Annotated in this window: 12 protein-coding genes and 1 tRNA gene; 3 read left to right on the top strand and 10 right to left on the bottom strand. The window is 40.5% G+C overall.

The features are described 5' to 3' along the window. Positions 1–7: 7 nt before the first annotated feature. From F4W09_RS10575 to F4W09_RS10535, 9 genes are all read right to left on the bottom strand, one after another. Positions 8–670, bottom strand: a complete 663-nt coding sequence (locus F4W09_RS10575) for a hypothetical protein (RefSeq protein ID WP_151504769.1) — start codon at positions 668–670, stop codon at positions 8–10. Continuing rightward, on the bottom strand, positions 667–6684 hold the full coding sequence (locus F4W09_RS10570; RefSeq protein ID WP_244948562.1) for an SdrD B-like domain-containing protein: 6018 nt from the start codon (positions 6682–6684) through the stop codon (positions 667–669). The genes F4W09_RS10575 and F4W09_RS10570 overlap by 4 nt, the downstream gene beginning before the upstream one ends. A gap of 94 nt (positions 6685–6778) precedes the next feature. Beyond that, complete coding sequence (locus tag F4W09_RS10565; protein WP_104441457.1) at positions 6779–9502, bottom strand: CLIPPER-2 domain-containing protein; 2724 nt, start codon at positions 9500–9502, stop codon at positions 6779–6781. A gap of 47 nt (positions 9503–9549) precedes the next feature. Further along, positions 9550–10041: a hypothetical protein gene (locus tag F4W09_RS10560; protein ID WP_104442325.1), complete on the bottom strand. Its 492-nt coding sequence runs from the start codon at positions 10039–10041 to the stop codon at positions 9550–9552. A gap of 455 nt (positions 10042–10496) precedes the next feature. After that, on the bottom strand, positions 10497–14336 hold the full coding sequence (locus tag F4W09_RS10555; RefSeq protein WP_171492425.1) for a prealbumin-like fold domain-containing protein: 3840 nt from the start codon (positions 14334–14336) through the stop codon (positions 10497–10499). Between the two features lie 4 nt (positions 14337–14340). After that, complete coding sequence (locus F4W09_RS10550; protein WP_151504767.1) at positions 14341–16998, bottom strand: DUF11 domain-containing protein; 2658 nt, start codon at positions 16996–16998, stop codon at positions 14341–14343. 15 nt (positions 16999–17013) lie between these two features. Further along, positions 17014–19725, bottom strand: coding sequence for an isopeptide-forming domain-containing fimbrial protein (locus tag F4W09_RS10545; RefSeq protein WP_151504766.1), 2712 nt, complete (start codon positions 19723–19725; stop codon positions 17014–17016). Positions 19726–20069: 344 nt separating this feature from the next. After that, positions 20070–20474: a WYL domain-containing protein gene (locus F4W09_RS10540; RefSeq protein WP_044739020.1), complete on the bottom strand. Its 405-nt coding sequence runs from the start codon at positions 20472–20474 to the stop codon at positions 20070–20072. A 749-nt stretch (positions 20475–21223) separates the two neighbouring features. Next, positions 21224–21310 (bottom strand) — tRNA-Leu (locus F4W09_RS10535). Positions 21311–21478: 168 nt separating this feature from the next. On the opposite strand from F4W09_RS10535, the gene queA reads away from it, so the two are divergent. The 3 genes from queA to F4W09_RS10520 are packed head-to-tail and all read left to right on the top strand — an operon-like array spanning position 21479 to position 24190. Beyond that, positions 21479–22516: a tRNA preQ1(34) S-adenosylmethionine ribosyltransferase-isomerase QueA gene (gene queA / locus F4W09_RS10530; protein ID WP_151504765.1), complete on the top strand. Its 1038-nt coding sequence runs from the start codon at positions 21479–21481 to the stop codon at positions 22514–22516. Between the two features lie 40 nt (positions 22517–22556). Then, the gene (locus F4W09_RS10525) at positions 22557–23585 is read left to right on the top strand and encodes a hypothetical protein (protein ID WP_151504764.1); all 1029 of its coding nucleotides are present in this window, start codon (positions 22557–22559) and stop codon (positions 23583–23585) included. Positions 23586–23623: 38 nt separating this feature from the next. After that, positions 23624–24190 carry a LemA family protein gene (locus F4W09_RS10520; protein WP_044739023.1) on the top strand — a complete coding sequence of 189 codons (567 nt, stop codon included), beginning with the start codon at positions 23624–23626 and terminating at the stop codon, positions 24188–24190. A 56-nt stretch (positions 24191–24246) separates the two neighbouring features. Here F4W09_RS10520 and F4W09_RS10515 read toward each other — a convergent pair whose 3' ends face one another. After that, the gene (locus tag F4W09_RS10515) at positions 24247–25173 is read right to left on the bottom strand and encodes a sensor domain-containing diguanylate cyclase (RefSeq protein ID WP_151504763.1); all 927 of its coding nucleotides are present in this window, start codon (positions 25171–25173) and stop codon (positions 24247–24249) included. Positions 25174–25356 lie beyond the last annotated feature (183 nt).

Raw genomic sequence — 25356 nt, 5'->3', positions numbered from 1 at the left:
GCTTAAACTATTGATTCGGAGTAAAAGGCCAATAGGCTAGATTGACTCCCTGACAACCTGTTGAACCATTTAATTGTTCTACTGTAGCCATTTTTACAGGACTAAAAGCCTGATCTAGATAGCGGTCATTTTCACAATGCTGTGCTAGATATCCCGCCTGATCAACCAAACGCTCTGCCGAAGCAAAAATCTCGCGCGAATGATGCCAGCCTAATTGGCAATATTCGGCTGCGGCCCAAACCAGTTTAACCTCTGCCTGAGCAAGTTCTTTATAAGCACACTGAAAACCCGCATGAACTTTAATGCTTTCTATACGAGCCCACAAATCTCGGCGCATCACCTGAGCAAAAGGTAAAATTGGCGTTTGAGTTGTAAGCTGCACTCTGTTGTCGGTATTGGTGATCTTCAGCACCTGCTGATAAATCATTTCTAAGTTTTTAGGCTTACTCTTTTCACTATATAACTGATCTGCGTAACTAAGCCATGTTTGCGCTTTTTCCAGTTGGTATTTTTCTTTTACATCAGAACTTTGCCCAAGTGTCTCACGTATTTTCGACTGAATCTGTTGATGCGACGATATATATGCGAATTGATGGGTCTCGGGGTTAGCATAAAGCGCAGGGCTAAGCAGCCCAGCCAACAGGAAGGCTTTTAATCCTAAAAATTTCATAATTTAGGCTCCAAAGCTTTATTCACGCTTGCCTTGTTTTGATTAAAAAGGTTCTCATCAAATTTAAAGCGGAAACGGAAATAAGCGCCATCCATTGTGGTATCACCATCGGTTAAATCTTTATCTTCATAACCAACAAAGTTATATCCACCAGAAACCCAAAGGTTAGCCGCCAAAAGATAGCCCACTTCGACCCCTGCCATCAGCTTGGTGCCATCTGAAACGCTGTTCCACATGACGCCAGCATTTACCCCAGCATCCCAACGCTCATTAATGTCATACATGAAGCGCGTATTCAGCATTTGCGTCATACCACTGCTTTGCAATAGGTCGTAGGTTTCTTCTAAATATTTCACGGCATACTGACCCGACACATGCACATCGCGCGTCGGATGATAATTTAAATGATGCGACATAATGTAAGCATTACGCTCGTACGGATCACTTAAGGTGGTCTTATTCTTTTCGTAGCGGTACTCAATTTTACTGAGTGAATCAAATTTGTTGGTTTCTAAATCACGATAAGCTGCACCAATCTGGAAGCGGTTAATTAAACGATCGCCTGAATCGGCTGATTTATTATCAGTTAAATTTAAAACGTTTTTTGCCAAGAAGGTGACTTCATCAGAATACTTATAGGCCGTTCCCAACGTATTTAAATAACTATCGCTTTGATTTGACCAACGCCCTTCAATACGTGCTACATTCTTCCAACGAGGGTTAGATAAATGCTCAAAACCTAAAGTCGCGGCGGTAGATTCTAATGAGTCTTTGTTTTCACCTTCAAAAACTTTCACTTTCTCAAAACTGGTATTAAAGAATAAACCTTCTTTTAATTGCCAACGATTACGTACCCCCATCGCCGCTTCAGCTTCACGTGCGCTCAAACCATCACGTACACGATATTCACTAAAGACTGAACCATCTCGCATATATTGACTGTCTACGCCAAATACCGTGGTATTACGTTTTTGCGTGTCATTGAGTTCGTATAAACCACCAATACTTGAGATAAATTCATGACGTGCATAAGCATGGATATTTTTATAGACCTGAGCGTCACCACCGACAGCAAAGACACGGCGATCACTGTCCGCGACATCTTGTTCATATTCAATAAATGCACTTGAACCATCAAATGGTAATGCCGTTTTCAATTTGGCACGAACTGTGGTTCCATCATAAGGTGTTTCAACGCTTTGCGTGGATGCACTGGCAGCATTCAATGACTCATTGTAATAACGAACACCCAGTTCCAAGCTGACGATACGGTTAATGGCTTTTTCAATTGAAGCACTGATCCCGTTACGTACCCCTGCATTGGCAATATCTTCTGTACGCACAGCTTCAATACGTAATACCCCCAACTCATCTAAGCGTGCATTCAGTTTTACAGCCGTTTCTTTACGTCCCGAACTGATTGAAGATGCTGCATTACGGAAACCCACATCCGCCTGCTGATGATAGGCACGTACATCAACATCACCTTTTTTATAGTCCAGTTCTACACGTGCTGCGGAACCATTCCCCGAGGTAGTAGCAGTCGTCGAGGCATTAACATCGGTTAGCTGATCCAAAGTCATTAAGTCGTGATCAGAATAAGCGTATTCTGCAACCAGCTTGGCTTGATCATTCCAACGAATGACCGTATTGGCACTGGCAATTTTTTCCTGATCAATCGGATCATCATTTTGAATATAAGAACCGCCGACGGTCACTTTATCATTCAATTTGTAACGACCATTGACCCCCGCCACGATATATTCTTTGCCACCTTGATCGGTTTCAATGGTGATTCTTAAGTAGACTGGATTTAGATTTTCATCAATGCTACTTAACGGTGAAGTTAAATAAATACTGTTGGTATAGGTATCAATTTCATAGTCGCTAAAGCGGGTTAAGGTGCGTTGTGAAATAATTAAACCAGGATTGTTACGGTCACGTACAATCACTTCCACTTTTTCACTATTTTCAAGCATGTCATTGCTGTCCAGGCCTAAGGCATAAGGACCTGAAACACCCATTGCACGGAGTTCATTCACCACTTGAGTGGTATTGGTACGTGCAGCAAAGCTCGCGACTTGAAAGCGATCACCTTCAACCACTGACTTTAAACCTGTTAACGAACGGCTATACTGACCTAAAGAAAGTCCTTCATCATTTTCAGTCCGCGTAACATAGTCTCCATACATGGCATAAGAACGACCTTTATCGACACGTACATAAAGTTTACTGGTCGATTGTGCATCGAAACCTTTGGCAGAGGCATCGCCATACACTGGGTAATATTCATCTGGACGAATATCACGGAATAGACGTTGATTATTTTCTTTGCTTGAGTCATATGCCAAAGTCAGTAAATAATCGCCACGCACTTTGCCTTTTAAGAATAAAGCTGCACGACCACGAATGGCAGTTTCACCATCACCTGAACTCGACAAATCATTCAGCTCTTCTTCAAAACCATCTTGAGTCGAGGTTTGAGACAGATTTTTCGGATCAAACTTATTGAGCGCAAAAGAACCTTCAATAATCCCCGCAACCAACATTGGACGAAGTTCTGCCAAAAAGCGCACAGGCACAGTTTGTTCGTATATGCCACTACGGACACGTAATACACCCGACCCAGCTTCCAAAGGTGCAAGTACTGGCACCACCAAAGACCCACCTTCTGCAAAAACCTGTACGCCTGGTTTATCTGGATCAAGGTCTTTGAGTTGAATCATGCCTATAGATGATTCGAGTGTAATAGGAGTACGAGTCGCAACAGGTGTCCCATGCTGATCCAGTGCCTTAACCACCACCTGATAAATATCTTTACCATTGGCATAAACGGCTTGTTCAACAGGCTGCATGGTCAGTTGACTCATCGCATCTGGTGCAATCACTGTGACTTGTTGCTGATCACGTAAATTACCAAAGCTATCGTACTGACGAACTGCAATGGTATTTTTCCCCGCAGCGAGTGGCACCCCAATAAAATCTAAACCCGCTGTTCCGTGCTCTTGATAGGCTGCTTTTTTACCAATGCGCTTTTCTGATACTTGCTCATCATTTACAAATAAACGAATGTCTGTGCCTAAACCACCTTTAACCTGAATTGTGGCTTGAGGTGTAGGCAAAATTTGCTGCTCTTTCAAATTTAAAATTGCCAGTTGATTCGATTCAGAACGCTCAAGCTCTTGCTCTAAATCTAAAACTACAGGAGCTTTTACTGGTTCAATTTGAACTGTTTTGACGTCTTTAATCTGATCTTTTTTATATTCAATATTACAATTGGCTGAAGCGCCTGCTGCACTAATACATCCACTTGCAGGTTGACCTTGTACATCTGAAACTGAATTGCTAAGTGGGTCAACTGTTAAATCTTGACGTAAGGTTTGCTCTAATGCATCCAGTTGTGCATCAATTTTACTACGGCGGTCTTCAATTTGTTCTGCCAAGGCTTGAGTGCATTCCCCTGAAGAATCGGTAATCGCGAAGTCTGCACGATGTAACTCGCCACGTTTTAAATCTACAAAACGGCTGGCTGGGTCACCGGCTTGACGGTTATTAATCAGCACCAATTCTGCATTATTCGGTAAAGTTGTATTATCGATTTTAAGCACATGGGTCATTGGTCGAATGCCGTAGAAGTTGTATTTCCCTTCACGATCCGTCACCACAAAGCTACCATCTTCCATATAGATACGGACGCCCGGTACACCGCGTTCTCCGACATCTTGAACGCCATTACGGTTACAATCACTAAAGACTTTACCAACAATAAAGCCATCTGGACTAAATACGCCGGGTGTAACTTTTACTGCAGCCTGTGCTTCGTTCGAAACTGTATTTTTATTGTCCTGCGCATAAACACGGTTAATACCATCCCCATTCAATGCATTAGGACCAATATAGACACGGTATTGAACTTTGGCTTCTTGTTTAGGCGTCAATGTTCCCAAACCGAGCGTCAAATAAGGTCCCTTTCCACCTTCAGGATCTGCATTTTTTTGCCCATTAACACGAGTACTGCCAGATACATAAATAAAACCACGAGGCAAAGTATCTTTCATATTGACATTATAGAGGGTCGAATTTCCCATATTTGCCACCGTAATTTGGTAATCTTTAAAATCACCAATTTCAGCAGTATTTGTTCCGACCACTTCTTTTTTAATGATCAATTTGTCATTGCTGGGAACAGAAATATCAACAGGGTCAATCGGAATATCGATATTGAGCGCAGCGTCACCTGTCTTTAAAGTGAAGTTCCCCCCATAAGACCAAGAGCTATCAACGATACGATCAGCAAAATTATTATAAATAGTCTTGTCACTGGTAAATTTATAATTGGTAGAACTCTCAATCGTTGAAGTATCAATATCAAGTCGATAAGTTCCATTTTCAACAAAAGGATAAACAAATTCACCTTTGCTATTGGTTCGCTGTTTTGCTGGAATTGCCACCTTTTCACCTGTGGTTTCATCCAATTTATAAGCTACATTTTCAGCTGGATTACCTTTGTCATCCAACAAAGTTACCGTCGCACCTGCAACGGGTAAATTGGTCTTAGCATCAAAAACAACGCCGTATGGATCGATCAATACCGTAGTATCAATATCCTTAACAGTCGCGGAAGAATTACCACTTTGATCTAAACAATCTGTCAAAGACACAATCACCTGATCACGTTTGACGGTCTGTAAAATTTGGTCATTCAGGTGAATGGGACCCGCTTCTTGTGTTGCTAGAGTGAAGCGGAATATGCCAGTATTTGAACCTGTTTCAACACCCTGTACATATTCAACATCACCAGTCAACGTCGACTGAACTTTAATTTTTACTTTGTCGACATTACTACGTGAGGCATTACACATCGCACTATTTGCAGCAATATACAACGGTTGATTTAAACTGCCCGTTGCTAAAATATTCGAATAGTTTTTGCTGTTATTGGTAATCGAAGCACTACCACCAACGCTTGTCGTCACCTCATTAGAGACTGTTTTTTTCAGATTGGATAACACACCGTGTTCTACACTGAACACGTTTGAAATTGAGGTATGACTCACATTTGGATTCATGGTCACAACCAGCTCAACCGCTTCAGTGCTATTTGCAGCCAAAGCTTGCGGGTATGCCACCACCAACGTATTGATTAAAGATTTATCCGCTGGAATCTGGCGGGTAAATTTATCTTGTCCTAACGGATATAAAACCAGCGCTTTAGAATTGGTCGGTTTAGCCGATTTAAAGATAGTATTGGCAGGTATTTCATCCAATAAAACCACAGCCTTCATGGTCTCACCATCAACCTCAATGGTTTGCAGACCAGAATTACGCGTTGAACTATTTTTTACACTCAAGTTATAGGTCAAGTCATAAGACTGACCGACTTGTGGTTCAAAACTGGTTTTATCAACCGATTTTGTTGCTGTGAGTTGCGGCAAGAAACTAATTAAAGCATTCACTGCATCTGCAATAGCAGTGGGGTCTTGCACAACATATGCTTGGAGTGGCAAGTCTACTTGCTGGCTATCATTTAGTGATATAGAAGAGTCTGCGACCACCCATAAATCAACTTTTTGCCCAGCCTGTAAACTTAAATGTCCTGTAACCAGCAAATCTGAACGATCAAATTCACCATTTTGATTACTATCGACATAAATTTTAATATTCGATAATTCGGGAACAGTGCTTTTATTAATCACAATATCAGCAGGCGCATTACTATGATTGGTCAACGTATTCAGCCAAATCACTTTCGCACCCGCATCAATTTCTAATCGTGTTGGTGAAGTGAGGCTAATCACATATTTAGGTGTAATCGTAACTTGAACAGTATTTGAAACCGATTGGCCAATCTGGCCATCGGTTTGTACAAAACTTGCATAAGCCGTATTGGTAATATTTTGCCCAGCAGCAGGCATCACAGCATAAGCATGATTTACCAATGCCATAGCCGTAGCTAAGCTTGAAAAAATAAGCTTGATCTTATGATTCTGTAGCGGCTGAACTCGTTTAATCACGAAAATACCCCAATACCGAGCAAAAGCAGGTTTAAAGGGATAGGCATTAAAGTGATGCCTATCCACATAAATAGTTATTAATGTTTTGACTTAATTATTGAGCATCAACTTTAACGCTGAACTTCATCGTCACCGTTTCAGACGGTGCCAAATCAAATTGAGATGACTTCAAGTTGTTTGCTGTATTGGTCACAGTACCTTTTGATACTGGATCTAGTGCAGCCGCAGGCGACGAACCTAGAGTGGTGTAACTTGGTACCGCATCGGTAATTTCAACTTTCGTTACCGCCTGATTACCATCATTGACCGCTTTAATTTGGTAAATGATACAAGCACCTGGTTTAGCTTGAAGTGTAGATGTTCCAAAGCTACCGTCTGGCGTCCCATCACATGCTGCATCAAGAGCTTGCATTTTTTCCAAACGAACTTGACCAATGTTTACTGTAGTTTTGTCCGTTACAGTAATCGCAGCAGGAGCCGCCGTACCATTTAATGCACCCGTCGGTGTAACCGTCACAATCGATAGATCGGCTTGACCCGCTGTTGCATTACTTGGTGCTTCAACTTTAACCAAGATGTTGATACTTTCTTTTGGAGAAAGACCATCAGCACCATTGGTTGCAGTTAACCATGCGTTCAAGTCAGACGTTGTCACCAATTCGTTTGCATCAGCAATACCGTCATTGTTTTTATCTACATAAACAGAGGTAACAAATCCAGTATTCGATGGGTCATGAGTAATGGTGAATGGAAGTGTACTACCGCCAGCCACACCCTCTACAACGTTACCGTTGTTGGTTAAAGTGTGCTTGTAGACAATCGTACCACCAGGTGCGACCTGACCTTGTTGATCAGCCAAGAATGAAAGTCCACGTACTGCTTCTACAGTCAAGTGATCTTTCATCTTGTCTGTTAAGCCTGTTGCAGGCGAATTAATTGTGAAGACGATATCTTGGCTATTCGCAGGTGTCGCATCTGTAGATGGAGTTACCTTGGCACAGAAATAAGCTGTGGTATTTGGCTGAATTGCACCTGTATTGGTCACTTTAGTCGCTGAACATACACCACTTGAATCAGCAACGAAGTATTCAACTGTCCAACCCGCTGGTAATGCTTGTTCAGTACCAAAGTTATAGTTGTCCGATGTTGAACCATAATTCGTTACAGCGATTGGGAACGTAGCTGCAACGCCAGGTTTAGTTGTTACCGTAGTGACGACATTACCAGAAACGTATGCACCCTCACCGGTTAAACCTGTATCATCTTCCGTATAGTTTTTATTACCTTTACCGTTACTTAAATCGACTTTTGATGTCGTAATATCCGTAATACGTAATGTCACCGTATCTGAAGATGCTGGTGCATGTACAGGCGTAATGGTTAAGATCGTATCTAATCCAGGTGCAGTAATTGGACCTGTATAACCATTTGGCAAAGTAATACGTGCTGAAATTTCAAGATGACCACCAGAAGCCAATGGACCACTGTCTACACTTGCATCACCATTGGTATCCGTTAATGGAGTATTACCATCCGATTTTAATAACTCAACAATAGAGCCTGCAGGTAGTGCAGATTTGTTCACGGTAATGTTATAAGTTTCAGCGACATTACCAAGGTTGTGAATCCAGATATCTTCTGTAGAGCTCGACGCACCAAATAAAACTGGTGAACCTTGTACCGCAGTTGTGGTAATTAAGTCATCTTTAGCCGTATTACCAATAACTTTTTGCGCATCCGAATACGTATCGCTTGCATTATCGTTGATGGTACCCGTATATGTAGACTGAACTGTCACATCATATGGGTTTGTTGGTTGAGACGTCTCTGTACCTGGACCATCTGGGTCAAATGTCGCGATGTTGGTAATTTTACCTGCTGGCGCAGTTGTATTGACAGTCACTTGGAAGGTCAATTTACCCGTACTGTTACGTGGTACTGATGCAAGTACTAACTGCACTTTACCATTGGTAAACTCATATTTCGCTGCTGCCGCTGCTTCATCACCCGTCGCATCGGTCAATGCCGCTGTCTGACCGCTCCAACGTGCTGAACCTGCAACATAAGTTACACCTGAAGGTAAAAGATCTTCAATGGTTAGGTTGGCTGCATCAGCATTACCTGTATTTTTATAAGTTAATTCATAAGTCACTGTATCGCCACGAGCAACTGCAGTTACATTGGCAGACTTCGTCACTTGAATGACTGCACCAGTAACAATCGTTACGGTGTCAGTATTCACTTTGGTTTTGTCCGCTAGGACTGTAATGTAACTACTTGCCGCAGAAAGTTCTAATTGACCAGAATTACCCGCTGCTGCTGTTGCGGCTGTTGTACCCACCACAACCAAGCCGACTGACTCACCAGCATTTAAGGTCACTTTTTGACCCGCTAAATTCGTACCGTTATCTGGCACACCATCTTTATTCGCATCTAAGTAAACCGCAATGTTGGAGAAATCAAAATTATCCCCAGCCACATTGGCTAAATTCAATGTGAACTCATCCGTTCCGTTACCCGTATTGGTCAAGACGTGCGATAAAGTCACTACCCCATTCGGGTTGGCAGTTGCTGTACGGTTTTGCTCGAGTGTGAAGCTACCCACTTGTAAAACAGTCGTTTTGACTTCATTTGACGTTACAGTACGTGTCGTAGATGTACCATCTACATACGATGCTGTTGCAATGTTACTAATGTTTGTCCCTGCTGCTGGTGCAGCAGCATGTGCACCTGTCGCGAAAAAAGCAAAGCCCCCTAAAACTGTCGCAATTGACACATAAAGGCTATTTCGCTTTGTCGTCTTTAAATTCATAGGCATAAGAGTCCCCCGACCCCATCAAAATGACGTGTATAAAAATTTAGAAATTAATCGTTTGATGCATTTACTTTAGTTTGTGCACTAACAGTTACTGTTTTCTTGGCTGGTAATTCCATAATTTGCCACTGTAAAGCGCGGTACTCTTTGAGTGGAACATTGACGAGTTTTCCATCTACTTTTTTCTTTAATGGCATCGCAGCAAAGTTAACGCCATCGGTACTGGCAAGTGCACCTGAAGGCAGGCTGTTGCCTAAATACTGAGTGTCTGCTGGAATTGGCAAAGTTGCTTTTAGGCTTTTAATGCTGTGTGTCGTGTTGTTGGTATAAGTCGCACGATACTCAATAACATCTTGAGGCTTGATTGAGTCTGCAGCTTTAAACTGTGCATTCCCCTTACTGTCTACAACTTTTTTGAATGCTTTCAACTGAATGGATACAGGTTCATTTGATGTCGTAGCGGCAGCCATCCCATGAGCAGCCCCCCCAGCAAGCATTAAACCCATCATCAATTTTTTCAGCGTAGTTCTTTTGTTTAACATGATTTTATCCACTGCAAACCAATGCATATATTTGCGACATTAATCACATTTAAAGAAATTAATGCTGCAAAGCTCAAAGCAATATTAAACAAAAAACAAACGCATAACCATACATTTTATAAAAAAAATGTTAACTGGTTCACTCTTGATTTTTTAATTTAGTTATATAAGTTTACAATACTTAAAATAAATGACTGTTTATCATTACTTTTCACAAAAACTGTGAATTTACACAAAGAAACAATATAAAGCTCATACTCTTTATTGAACGCTTTTTAAGACAAAATTAAGCAATCAGCTCATATTAAGTATATGTTTTCATTATTTATATTAGGCCTAAGATCAACGCATCTGGCGGGCTCAAGCAATAGACTCTAGGGTGTACTTCGCACATTTAATGAAAAAAGGTCGATCCCATAAAAGGACCGACCTTTTTTATTTCTCTAAAATCACAATTAGTTTGGAATCCTTACGCAGAAACCCACTTGCCCTTTTTGCTTAGGAGCCAGTACACCGGGAATTGTCCATTTTAATTGTCCTGAACTTTCTTGAGTTTGACACCCTGAAACGCTACACGACATGGTTCCATAAACCGTTCCAACCGGAACACTATCTTTAAGCACAATATCAACCAAGTTTTTATTTGAATTATTGGTATAAGTGATTTGATATTCCAAATAATCACCTTTAGCCGCTTGGTTGGTTACAGTAAACGGCGTTGAATCATTACTCGGTGCAGGACATGCAGATGTTTTTCGCACCAGTTTGCTCATGTTTAAACCTGCTGTACCAATCATTGTAATATCATTCACACTATTACTTTCCTTGGTCGTCGCAGTACTATAAGTCGCCTTGCCATTGACCTTGAAGCTCGCAATAAAGCGATCACCACCTTGTGCCGTGGTAGGTGAATTTACTCGCTGAATCAAACAAATTTTTTCATTGGCTTTTAATACACGACTCGAAAGTAAACTTTCACCTTGATCCAACTGCGCATTACAGTTGCTATCGACATATACCAAACTTTGCCAAGGCTGATTGTTTGCAGGCTGTTGCTCTTTAGTTTCAGTTAAATTCAGCACATTCAGCACACTTTTCGCACTGAGCTCGTGTGGATAATCTACCACATCACCTGCCACAATGGTTTTCTGTCCATTTTGCGTTAAGACTAACTGTAACTCGGCATCACCAAACAAGAAACCATCATAGCTGGTCACATTTGCAGCTTTAGGAATGGTAAAGAAGTCATTACTGGTGTCAGCTGTCGCCGTCACACCACTGGCTTTCGCCGAACTGACCGAATCAAAACCTGTCAAATTCCGTTGCACCAAACAAACATTACTGCGCCCAGCAAACACATCATCTAAAGTTTGTATTTTAAAATCACCGTTTGCATTGCTAGTTGTAGAGGCCAAAACAGCCTTAGTGCTACAATCTTGCAGCTCAATCATACTGCCCGCAATTCCCAATTCACCAGCATCTACAATTGCGTTATACGCCTTGGAAATATCCGAGGTTGTACCACTATTATCGTTAAACACTCGCCCCGAAAACACATAGCCAGCTTTTTTACTGTTGGTCACGCGACAAACGAGTTTAGCGGCAAATTTCACATTCGCTGCAGGTATGGTTTGGGTCAAACCATTTATGCTTCCCAAATTTGCAGCACTGTTTCCTGACACTGCAGCATTCGTATCTGTACATTCAATACTCTTCAGTGAATATAAAGTTGATGCTGACTCAGTAAAACTAATCGCCGTGTTTGGTGTTGCATAAGCCAATAATGAGCCTTGCTCGACAGGCGACGTACTGGTTTTTAAACGCACAGACTGTGCTGTTCCTATTACAGTCGTAACCACCTCACCACTGGTAATGGTTTGAGCATTAGCATTACTTAAGTTTGTAAAAGTACTAAAGTTGAAGGTGTCTGTGCCATTTTCAGACACTTTATTCATTTCAAAAGTCGGTTTAAGACAAACATTAAGTTCATTAAAACCAATTCCAATATCATCACCTGCAACACCAGAACCTGCGTAACTCTGGAACTCTGTACGAACAATTTTCACACTACTTATTGTAGTTGGCAGTGTAATTATAAAGTTAATTGAGCCAGGGTCAGTTTGATAAGACGTTAAAATATAATCTGCTTGCGAAACTTGAGCACCGTTCAAGGCGTTGAAAGAAGCTGTTGAATTGGAACTTTTTCCTGGTGTGGTTAATACAGCATACACAACACCATCTACTAGTATTCGCATATTCACTGCTGTTGTATTACTTCTCGGTGAACCATATGACCAACTCAATCGGCCTCTGACCTGCAAGGCACCATTTGCACCTGTACCATACATGATACTATTGGGAAGTACTGTGGGATTACTGCCCGCTGTTTTTAGATTATTATCAAAAGCTGTTAAGGTGTTATCCGCATCATACCTTCTAAAAGTCGTATCAGACACTAAATTTACAGCCTGACCAGCTAAACACTGATTTTGAGGACTGCCAGTGGTAATTGGCGTGTTCTGTGTAATCGTCATGTTTGATGTTGCATTATTATTAGCTGTGTTACGATCAAAAGCGCTAGTCGTGATTGATACTGTATTGGCAACTGAACCTGCTTTATAAGCCAAACCTGTGATGGTGAACTCTAAATAATTGACATCTTTTCCATTTGCAGGAAGATTTAGCCCCGTCGCAGTTAAACTATTACTACTTTGCGAAACTAACATATTAGCCGCGATTGGACACACTGCGGTACCATATTTAGTACATGACCAGCTTAAACCTGAAAGATTAATCGGAACGGGATCTGTTAAAACTGCATCCGTAACAGCTAAGTCACCATTATTCCAAGCTTTAATGGTGTATTTCACAACATCGCCTACATCATAGCTTGTTTTATCTGATGTTTTTGAGACCTCTAGATCAGCAGAAGCAAGCACAGTATCTTGGTCTGCTGTCGTACATGCACCTGTGGTTGAGTTAAATGAACGGGTGATGCCACCACTATTTAAAGTTGTACAACTTGCCCCTGTAGATGAGCCCAAAGTTGGCACATCTACCGTAGCAGTATTCGTTACCGTGCTGCCTGCCGCAGCATCTACACGTGCTGTGACTAAAATTTCGTAAAATTCGCCAGAAGCCAAGCTTCCTGTATCAATAGAAGCTAAACTATTTAAAGCTGGAGCTGTGGTACATTTATTGCCTGCAGCCGTACTACAAGCAACGGCAGTAGCGGTTAATCCTGTCCCAACGACATCCTTAAGTAATGTTCCTGTATAAGTATCTGGACCATTATTAGTGACACGTACTGTATAAGTAGTTGTACTGCCCGAATACACTTGAGTAGTATTATTGGTTTTTGAAACTACCAAATCACCAACCATAGAGTCAACGCTGGCTGCACTAAATACAAAGGCATCTCCAGAATCCGAACTCCAGCCTAATGTACTATTCCCAGTGTAGTCAGACGCAATATAAACTTTAAATCTTAAAGTTCTTATACTATTGCTATTTTCAACTTGGACACTACCACTGGCCCCACCATTTGCGCCAGTAGCATTGTGGTTTGAATTATTATTTCCACCAGTAGTCGCGCCGTATAATGAAGCCGAGTTGGTGATGTTAAATCCATTAACACTTAAATTACGACCCGATAAACGCCTGATTGTCGTTCCGCTTGGAGGATTGGTTAATACAAAATTCGTGTTAATACCAAATGCCGTATTCCCACCCGAACTAACAGCAACCCCACCAATACCTGAGAGATTAATAACTGGATTTTTTACATCACGGTTAAATGTCACCACAACATCACCGAAATAATAACCTAACCCACCGTTTCTTGATGATGTATTACTTCCATTTGAGCTTCCTAAAACACTCGCTTGAAGCAAAATACGTGAACCATAGTTGAGGTCAGCATCAATACCCGTCCCCATACTAGGATTTAAACGACTCGAGGTGAAATCAGAACTAATTGGACTACCCTGACCACTTAAAGGAATAAAAATAGTTGATGAGTTTGTCCCCCCAAAAACCAATCCATTTGTATATTGTTGATTTTCTAAAGAGTAAGTAACGTTCGTCTTCGGGAAATAATTTTGACTAAAAGTATTTGCCGTCGGGTTATCAGCATTAAATAAATACGTATTAGTTTGTGCAACGGTACTAGGACCAGTTGTCGAGGTATTTCCACTGGCTCCAACAATTTCTAACGTAGGTACAGCAGCAGTTACAACGGAGTTGAACATTAATCCAAAACCTAGGCTAGCTGACAGCGCAATAATGCGTTTCATAGACTTAGTTCCCCACATACTTCACCCCAAACTCTAAGCTATGGCTTTCATTACTATTTATTGCTGCAACAGAAGCTTTAATTGCACCTGTTTGTCCCAATGCAGGCGCACTAAGCGAACCAGTTTCACAGGTTGCACAAGTCGGTGCTTTACTCATCACCATCGCTTCAGGCGTATAATCATAGAAATTAAATCGACTAATCGCAGAAGCCCCCAAATTTTTTACGGTTAATTGATACAAAACACATTGTCCTGAACCATCTGTATTGCGTGTAATCGGCAATACATTTGAGGTATACGCACTATCCGCGACCCCATCACAATTATTATCTTTGGCTTGCAATTTAGTTAAACGCACAGGTGCGCGAGTAATAGTTGTAATATCAGTTGCAGTATCTAACACTGTACCCACACTATTTTTTAGACTAATCACAGAAGTGTTCACTACACCAACCGTGTTATATGCAGTATTTTCAACTTTATTAAAAATACGAATAGGTGCTTTGCTACTTAAAATCATGCTATTGACAACAGATAAATTCTGAATCATCGGGTCTGTAGCATCTAACTGCCCATCATTATTGGCATCGTAGTAAAGTGTCGTGGTAAAACCTGTTCGATTATTGGCAACGCTTAAACTATCCGTTGCAGCCAATACAGACGTTCCCCATGGTTTTAAAATATGGCTATAAACAATACTACCGCCCGGTGCAATTTGCCCACGTAAATCAGGCTCTAAACTCACCCCACCTTGACTTGCATTTGAGTTAATCGTAATGGCGTTCTGGATCACGTCATAACCATTACTTGGTGCAGAGGTAACTAAATTAGACGATGTGACTTTAAAATAAATCGGAATTGGCTGACTTGTGCTTTGAGCATCTGCACGAATTTCTACCACGGCGCAGTAAAGCTGTGATTCATCGTCATTTAACAAACGAGTTGAAGAGATTTCTGCCCCAAGTACTGAACAATCGGTGGTAGATGTAGAAAAGTAACGAACAGAACTAATTTCTGTAGGTAATGCAACCGTCGCAAAATTATTATCGGCATCAGCGCTAAAGTTATAGGTTGTCGCTTGACCTGTATGACGCACAGTTAATGGAAACACCACTGTTTTATTGTTGACCGCAGTTAAGGTTTTCCAAGGCGAACCACCATTCGATACATTGCCATTTCCCGTACCATTTGCTGTAGTTTCGGGGCTATTGATCAAGTCCACCAAACGAGAGGCCGTACTTTGAATCAGTGAGGTCCGATCTTGCACCGTATCTGTTTTGGTACTGTCTAAGATCGATTGTGCTTTAGGAACGATATTGTAAATTGTGTTGGCTGTATCGACATAATCTACTGGGAAGGTGACCTTCACGATAATCGGAAGTTTAGCACCTGCTTCAAGCGTTCCTGTATCAATAATGCCATCATTATTGGTATCAAATAATGGGGTAACGCCATCTGCACGATAGAATTCCAGTACACTGCCTGCGGGTAAATTATGGCTATTAAAACTTAAATTAAAACGGTCAGCGACTGTTCCTGTATTCCAAACATAGTTTTCAAAGCTAACTGTAGCTCCACTACTTACCGCAGACTTGGTGAGTAAATCCACGCCACTTATGCTATTTGCATCAGCATTAATCACCACACCATATACTGGTTTAATCGTTAATACCGCGGTGTTCGACTGTGTAGTTAAATTTGCTGTGCTGGAAAGACCATCATGGTCATAGTCCATATTGGCCAAGTTGGGAATTTCACCGGGCGCAGTACGTGCAACGCGAACACGGAATTCAATATAGCCTTGAGCATTCGCAGGTACATTGGTGATTTGCGCACGAATGGTTTTACCATCGGTATCGAGATAGTAGTTGATCCCCGTCGGGTCATTACTGCCGGTCGCTGCGTTAAGTGCCTGCCCATTCCAGTTTTCATTACCAGCCACATAGGTCAACTGAGCCGTATCCAACAAGTCACTGATATTGACCACGCCACTATTATTACCATTATTGAAATAGGTTAAACGGACGGTTGCAATATCACCATTTACGACAGTTGTTTTATCAAAACTCTTGGTTAAGTTTAAAACGGCCTGATCCGTAATTCGTGAAGTATCAATATTATTTTGAGTCAGACTAGGTTGCTGTGTCGAAGTGGCTGTCAATTGAAGCTGACTAGAACTATTTACGGCTGCCGATGAAGGAATAATGGCTTTAACAATCAGTGCAACCGAATCACCAGCATTTAAGCTATATTGAGTAATGGGTGTATTACTGTCTGCAACACCATTTCGATCGGCATCCAAATAAATTTCAATATTGTTATGAGTGAAACTGCCCCCAGCAATTTGACTGCCCAACAAATTATAAAGATCGCGCTCGTTCCCCGTGTTGGTTAAAACATGATGGTAATAAACCGCCTGTCCTGGGCGTACATATTCAGTACGGTTATCCTTTAAACTCAGGTTATACACAGGAATAACGGTGGTTTGAACCAAATTGGAACGCGCCACTTGAACCACTGTAGAGCCTTCTTCTTTGTATTCGCCCACAGCCATGTTACTAATAACCAAAGCATCAGCAAAAACCCAAGCCGATGCTGTTACGCCCAATAAGCCCAGCATCGCCATACGTAAATTTCGAATCATTTTCTTTTCTATAAACATTTTCCGAACCTACGTTTAAGGGTTAACACGAATAACAAAGTAGAAATTGGCTTCTTGATTTGGATCTAAACTACTCACCAAAGCTGAAACTTTCTCACCTGAAGAAAGGTCTACTCCTGTCGGCACAATCACAGGTGTCCCAACAAGGCTGGTATAGGCAGGAACAACATCATTAAACTGAACATTCTTCACCACTGAACTACCATCATTTTTCAGTGTGAGTTTATAAGCCACACATTGATTTGGTTTAACTGAAACCAACTGAGTGGTATAGCTCAAAGCTGCTAGATTACTGGTGATACAGCTACTGTTGGCTGCTTGTGTTTTAAGTAACTGTAAATGCCCTGTTGCCACTGTGGTGACATCGGTATTTTTTAAGTTATCTAAATGAATGCCATTAAAGTCAGAAATCTCGATCCAAATATCAGCTTGGCTTACTACACCTTCTGGCGCTGAAGGAGCTGCTTGAACTTTGAGTAAAAGTTGGATGTCAGTTTGAGGGAGTAAACCTGCACTACCCAAGAGCTGATTTAGACTGGTTGTGGCACTAATAATTTGGTCTGTACTATCAATTTGACCATTTTTATTAGCATCATAATAAAGACTATAAACAAAGCCATCATTTTTCAGCGGAACCACTTTAAGGTTCACTTGAGAGCCTGCATTTGCCCCTTCTGCCATATTGCCCAAATTCTTTAATGTATGCGCATAGACAATCGTACCACCAACACCCACCTGCCCCTGCTGATCATTGGTCAAGGTGAGTAAGCGTGCAACATTACTTTCAATTTGGTTCTTAATGGAGTCCGCTTGTTGATTGACAGGTGATTGAATTGCAAACCAAATCGGGATTGAAAAATTCTGTTGACTGGCATCAACATCGATCACTGCACAATATGCCTTGCTTGCGCCTGCGGCTAAGGTTCCCGTATTGGTAATCTGTTTACCGACGGTCTGACAGCTAGCATCGCCTTCATAAAATTTGACACTAAAGCCTGTTTTAGTGGTAGGCACAATATTGGCGACATCAATCGCGCTAAACGATGCGTATAAATTATAGTTGTTGGCTTGGGTGGAATTATTCTTTGCCACCAAAGGAAAAACGGCCTTAGCTGAAGCTACTTTAACCGTACGTAAAGCTTGGCCTAAGTTATCTACAACACCTACACCTAAACCCGACTGATCCGCGTTATACAAGTCACTGCTGCTCGATACGACTGTTAAGGCCGTGATTTGGTTACGAATCGGGTCCGAGACTAAGTTTGAAGCAATCGAGGTTGCGACCACATCAACATTGATATGACTGACACTGCTGTTACACCCTGTAGAAGCCGATACCCCAACCTGAATTTGTTTTACCGCTGCGCTTGAAATCGAACCTGTATCGACTTTACCGTCACCATTGGTATCTGTTAGTAAAGTTTTTCCATCTTGGGTATAAAAATTAACTTTGGCACAACTCGGTAGATTGCTTGAGCTATAACTTAAGTTATAAACATCTGTCGTATTGCCGACGTTCCAAACATAGTTATTAAAAAAAACTTCTTGCCCAGGGGTCAAGCTGGCTTGAATAACCAAGTTATCGGGACTACTGTTAGGGTTCCCCACGTTGGTTGCTGAACTAGATTTATTATTTAAAACCACACCATAAACAGCAGCCAAATTATAGATCACGGTATTGGAGAAACTGCTTAGTTTTACCGTCATGTTATCCGTATCATATTGAACAAAACCTGCCGTGTTTGGAATTTTATTGGCGGCACCTTGCTTCACCTTGGCTTTAAAACTCAAGGTTCCTGAGCTTAGAGGGGCAACAGCAGCAATACTGGCTTCCAGACTCTTACCATCAGGTTTGAGCTGATAAGTAATTCCTGTATTCGCTGAGGCTTCCGTATCATTGGCATCAGTGAGTGCTGTAGTATTTTGATTCCAGATGGCTGAGCCCGAAACATACTCTAGAGAATCATCCAATACATCTTGCAATACGACGCGACGTGTTGCCGTTCCTGTATTTCGATAAGTCAAGGTATAGGTAATCTGATCACCGATAATTCCCTCACTTGCACTTTGCGCCTTGATCAGGGAAATCACCGCATCATCTACAACGCGAATCGTGTCTGTAACCTGCGCAGAAAGCGTAGCATTTTGCTGGCTTACAGCTTTGAGGTCTAAACTGCTCAGCTGATTAAAAGCCACCGTGGTAGGAATACTCCCCACAATCACCACGGCTAAAGATTGCCCTGCATTCAGCTCAATTGAACCGAGCAACAAATCTTCAGTATTGTCAGGTAAACCATTTTGATCGCGGTCTGCATAAACCTTAACATTGCTTAAATCAAAATTATCATTGCTACTTTGTACCAAAGACAATGTATATCGATCTGTAGTATTACCTGTGTTGGTGAGGACATGTGGAAGATTCACTGTCCCACCGATAGCCCCATATTGATTTTGATTTTGTAAGAGTGTTAGGGAATATGTTTTTTGCACCTCTAATGCCACAGGATTGGAATTAACCAACAAGACATTCCCCATCTCATCGGTATAATCCCCAGACGCAACGTTGGAAATATAGCTTCCTGGTTGAGGAAAAGCGTGACAAACACCGACCAATAATAGTGATGCTCCCCCCAATAACGCACGATGTATTCTTGTTGTCATCCCCTGCATAAAGCAAACACTCACAAAATTTACAATAAATGATAAATAAGTCACAATATTATACATAAATGTATCATTTGTTGATTATTTTGCACACGCTTTTCGATAATTTTTATAATTATTTTGATGACAAAGCATACACTTGCTCAGCTTTAGCCTAACATCTCAAAACATTGAATGGATACTTCACTCGATTAGGCGTAGAAGTACAAATAAGATGCTGAATACACCCATAAGGAATCGAAATAAATAATTTTTATCAATAACTAACTTAAAACAATTTCAGAAGACCAAACATTTCGTCCAATATTAACTGCAAAAATCAAGCAAATTTATTTTCACTTTTACAAATTAAAAATCCCGAATTGAAATAAACCATTCATATTGAAGAAATAAAAATATTTCAACGGTCACTCAAGGTGCTTGGTTAAATATTCTATGATTTCAGTTTGGTTAATTAAGCGTGAACAATGCTTAGGACATTTTAAACATTTAATTTGATCAACAGCAAAAATACGCTGTTCATTTAACAAATGACAAAGTGCTTCAACATACCAATGCTGCTTTTCTTGATATACCCGAATAACATCAATATCTCGAATAGTCATTTGACCTTTTTGATTTTGATAAAGAATTTCTAGCGTTTTACAGGGTGCGCAAACACATTCAGACTCTAAAGAAACTTGATCTTGCTCTCGTGCACTCAGTGGGCATGGTCTATCATCCACATCACAAGATTGCTTCCGCATTCTCTTACTTATCAAAACGAAACCACCAAAGAAGATAGCCGCCAGTACAGCGCCCGCAATTTCCATCTTCAAACCACACCTCGTTATCTCTTTTAAATTCTTTATCTATTTTAAACAACCTTAAAGACGGGCCAATTGTAGCAAATCCATATCATTTTATTGATTTAATTTTCGCATTAATTTTTAATTCATTTAAAAGATAGATTTATAAATAAAGATAAATTCTATAATTTTCACATATAAGTACTTATTTATATTATATTCATAAAATTATTATTAAAGTAAATTTCACTTTTTTTAATAAAAAATTTTAAACAGATGTTGTCCTTTTAAACATAACCTTTAAACTTAAATACTCCTATAAAGTATCTGATTTAAAATACAAATACCTCATAACCTATAGTTTCTTCATTGATCAATGTAATTTAATTAAATAAAGAACCATTAAATTTGAACAACCATAAATTCAAGTGCTTATTTTTATAAAATTTTTATTTATACACTACTTTTTAAGCCTAACAAATACATCTCTTTCGCCTCCGCCTTTGGACAACCTTCCCCATCAAACAGGTTGTTTTCTTTTTCTATTGGTTTCACTTTTTCAACTTAGGAAGCTGTTAGAAGCTTAATTGTTCTAGCCTTGAGATTCCATAATGAGTACCCAAACCAAATTCAGGTATTCATTTTCTGAAGTAACCACTTAAAATTTGACTTATTTAACCTTAAAGATGAAATGCAGAATTTCATGCAAGCATTTATTTTTATGCAATAAAAAAGCCCCCAAGTCTTAATATGCTTGAGGGCTTCTTAATATATGGTCCCGAGGGTCGGACTCGAACCGACACGTCATCTCTGACAGCGGATTTTGAGTCCGCCGCGTCTACCAATTTCACCACCTCGGGTAGGTGTTGATGCGTATATTAACCTGTTTAAAAAACTTGTCAACGTAAGATTAGCACATTTGGTTACTTTTAAAACAGAATGGTTTTTTTAGATTCTTATTTAACCAATTTCGACTAAAAAATGAAAAAAAGAATATACTACAGCCAGTTTTTTTAGCGAAATGTGTCATGCAACTTTCTGACTTCAATTTTGATCTTCCTGATGAGCTTATTGCTCGATATCCCTTAGACACCCGCAGTTCATCACGCTTGCTCCATTTAGATGCACAAGGTCAATATCATGATCATCAGTTTACCGATATTCTGGATTTACTGAATGACGGCGATCTCTTGATTTTAAACGATACTAAAGTGATGAAAGCCCGTTTAAAAGGTAAACGTGCAACAGGCGGCGCAGTTGAAGTTTTAGTCGAACGTTTGCAAGATGCGCACATCGCACATTGCCATATTAAAGCCAGTAACTCGCCTAAAGCGGGTGCAGAACTATTTATTGGCACTGAAGAAATTAAAGTCACCGTCCAAGGCCGCCACGAGAATTTATTTATTGTTGAATTTTCGCAACCGATTCTGGATGTCTTAGACCGTTGCGGTCAGTTACCCATTCCACCCTACTTCAACCGTGAAGCAGAGGCGATAGATACTGAACGCTACCAAACTGTATTCAACGATCCAAGCAAATTAGCCAGTGTTGCCGCACCCACTGCAAGTTTACACTTCGATCAAGCTTTACTGGAGAAACTCGAAGCTAAAGGAATTCACAAAGCTTTCGTGACCTTACATGTAGGTGCTGGAACATTTCTACCTGTTCGTACCGATGATATTGCCAATCATGTCATGCACAGCGAATGGTGCGATGTACCAGCACATACTGTTGAATTAATTCGTGAAACCAAAGCACGAGGGAATAAAGTCATTGCGGTTGGCACAACAGCAACACGTGCTGTGGAAAGTGCTGCCCAAGCACATAACGGTGTACTCAATGCTTGGGTCGGTGATACCCAGATTTTCATTTACCCTGGCTATGATTTTAAAGTGGTAGATCGTTTAATTACCAATTTCCATTTGCCCGAATCTACGCTGTTGATGTTGGTTTCTGCATTATCGAATCGTGACAATATTATCAATGCCTACCAACATGCTGTAGCTACGCAATATCGTTTCTTTAGTTATGGCGATGCCATGCTAATTGATCGTTTTACGGGATAACTGTTTTACCAGATAACAATAACAAGGAACTTCCGCCCTTATGCCGATTGATACTGTGCGACATTCGATTCATATTCGTCGTAAAAAGAATCAGGTGGTCTTCCACAATATTGCTCGGCTTTGGGACATTGGGCGTCAGGCGCAAAGCCATCAACAAATTTTAGATGGCCTGCATCCTTGGAATGCTCCTGTCACCTTGAAGTTTGAAAATACCCTACCGTGGTTGCTTGCAATTACAGGCAGTATTTTTATGCTTGCGATTTTGATTCAACCCAGTAGTATTTGGGCTCAAACTAGCCTGTTTTGTGGCGTGTTGATGGTATTTTGGGCTTATATTTCCTATGAAGATGATGACCCCATTGAAGAGGTGATTGATTATCTCGAACAACAAACCATTGCACAAAAATATCAGTTGGCTTACCACCGCCAACCACAACATATTTCCGTTCCACTCAATCCAGTTTTATTTATTGCCCACTTAAAACGCCTGTTTCCAGTATTTGAGCAAGGCTCGGTTTCCAATGATTTTCCATTATATGCAAGCACTGTTTGGACAGATGAAGAAAACAAGGACCATCAAGTACTGGTATTTCAATATCACTTTGTGAATGAAGTACGCATGACTGATAAAGATGGCAATCAGGTCAAGGTTCAAGAAATACATCGCGATTTGTGGGGCGTATTTGTTTTTGGTCTAGACATGCCAGGCTTAGCAAGCAGTACTGCGAGCAAATCCTTTGGTCACCCTTATTCTTTTGCATGGCATACCAGTGATATTCAGACCAATCAGCGACTCAAATTCTATGGTACCGATGAAATGCAGATGGCGAAAACACTAACACCTGCTATGGTGCTTCGGCTATCCGACTTTTTTGAATACCGTTCAGGGGATTTGTTGTTTCATCCCGAGAGTGATGTCTTGTGTTATCTAGGACCACATGATTTATTCAAAATTTCGAGCAAGGCTCAGAATATCCAAGATATTTCGAGTTTACGTGGACACTTACGTACATTTAAACTACCTTATCTAGAACATTTAAAGTCTGATTTATTGAAACTTTTAAAATAACAGCGACTAGAATGTACAACCATTAAACAGGGGGCAACATGGGACTTTTTATTTTATTATTGCTCATTATTATTGGCATTGTAGCCATTATTTTTATTCGTAATAATATTGTGCGCCATCATAATGCCACTATTCGCGCTTGGTCAGATGTGACCAGCTACGAACGTCAAAAAATTAAAATTTTAGATGCGCTTGCACCCTTGGTAGAGCAATATTCAAGTTTTGAAAAAGGCACTTTAGAAAAAGTGACGGAATTGCGTCAAAACATTTTAAATTTGAATGCAAACACTGCCGATGTATCTCAGCTACAACGGATTGAGAACCTAAACAAGGAACTCATGCACAGTTTAAATGTCGTAGTTGAAAACTACCCTGAACTTAAAGCCAATGAAATTTATCTAAAAATGATGAATGAAATTGAAGAACAAAACGAAAATGTAGGGGCTGCGATTACGATTTTTAATCGCAATGTTGAACTGTTTAACAACCAAATACAGATTTTTCCCAACAACGTCATCAATACCATGACCATTGGCAAAAAAGCCATTCGACCATTTCGTGATACGGCAGCTATGCAAAATTTTGATTATCGTCCGAATTTTTAATGATTTAGCACAAAAGACAGCATTGTGAATAAATTTCACAATGCTGCTAATTCCGATTAAGACAGAAAACGAACCTGATTCCGCCCTTCAGCTTTTGCTTGATAGAGCAATTGGTCTGCCGACTGTAAAAAACTAGACACGTTTAAATAGTTTTGCCCTGCGCCATGCGTATTTACCCCAATGCTGACCGTGATATCAGCATGCTGACTTGCCATCAGATTCGGGATGGTCAAATGAGCCACTGCCTTACGGAAGCGCTCAGCAGATGAAACAGCATCTTCAAGTGTAGTTTCAGGCAAAATTACTACAAACTCTTCCCCACCAAAGCGCGCCACAAAATCATAGGCTCGACTAAACTGAGTTTTTAATAACTGTGCAACTGCAATCAAACACTGATCACCTTGCAAATGCCCAAAATCATCGTTGTATTTCTTAAAATGATCAATATCAATAAACAATATCGACAATGGTCGTTTATTGCGCTCTGCTCGCTTAAACTCGAATTCGATCCGTTCATTCAAGGCTTTGCGATTTGCCACCTGCGTCAACGGATCTTGCAGTAATAATGCTTGATTCTTTTTATTCAACTCCTCAAGTTCCAATTCCATACTTTTACGTTCTGAAATATCAAACATGAAGCCAATAATGGCAATGGTTTTATCATTTTCACGAATCACATGAACAACATCACGTATCCAGACGTATCCGCCATCTTGGGTTAAGGCACGATAATCAGCCTCATGATCCGTGCCATCATCAGAGAGTTGGATACACATACCGACCGTTTTGTCTCGATCATCAGGATGAATACGATCAATCCAGTCTTGTGCAGATTTCCAACTGTCTTGCGGCCACCCCAATAAACTCTCAATTTGTGGTCCAATATAACTAAATTCTTTAGTATCCCAATTAATTTGCCATGGAATGGCATTCGTAGTTTCCAATAATGTTTTATAAAATTCCCATTCTTTTAACTCACTCATTACCCCACCCCAAGAATGCACTGTTCACATGAAGAACTAGTAAATACCAATTCTCTTTACAATATAATCACCATTTTCAGGTAAAAGAGAAACAAAACATTACACAAATAAAAATAAAGCAAAATTCTGACCAAACTTGCTTTTTACTTCCATTTAGTAAGGCTGGATTGGAATTAACAGTTC

Source organism: Acinetobacter tandoii, assembly GCF_008867985.1.
Lineage (GTDB): Bacteria > Pseudomonadota > Gammaproteobacteria > Pseudomonadales > Moraxellaceae > Acinetobacter > Acinetobacter tandoii.
Note: the sequence above shows the minus strand (reverse complement) of the source record. Positions and strands in the feature narration are given on the sequence as shown.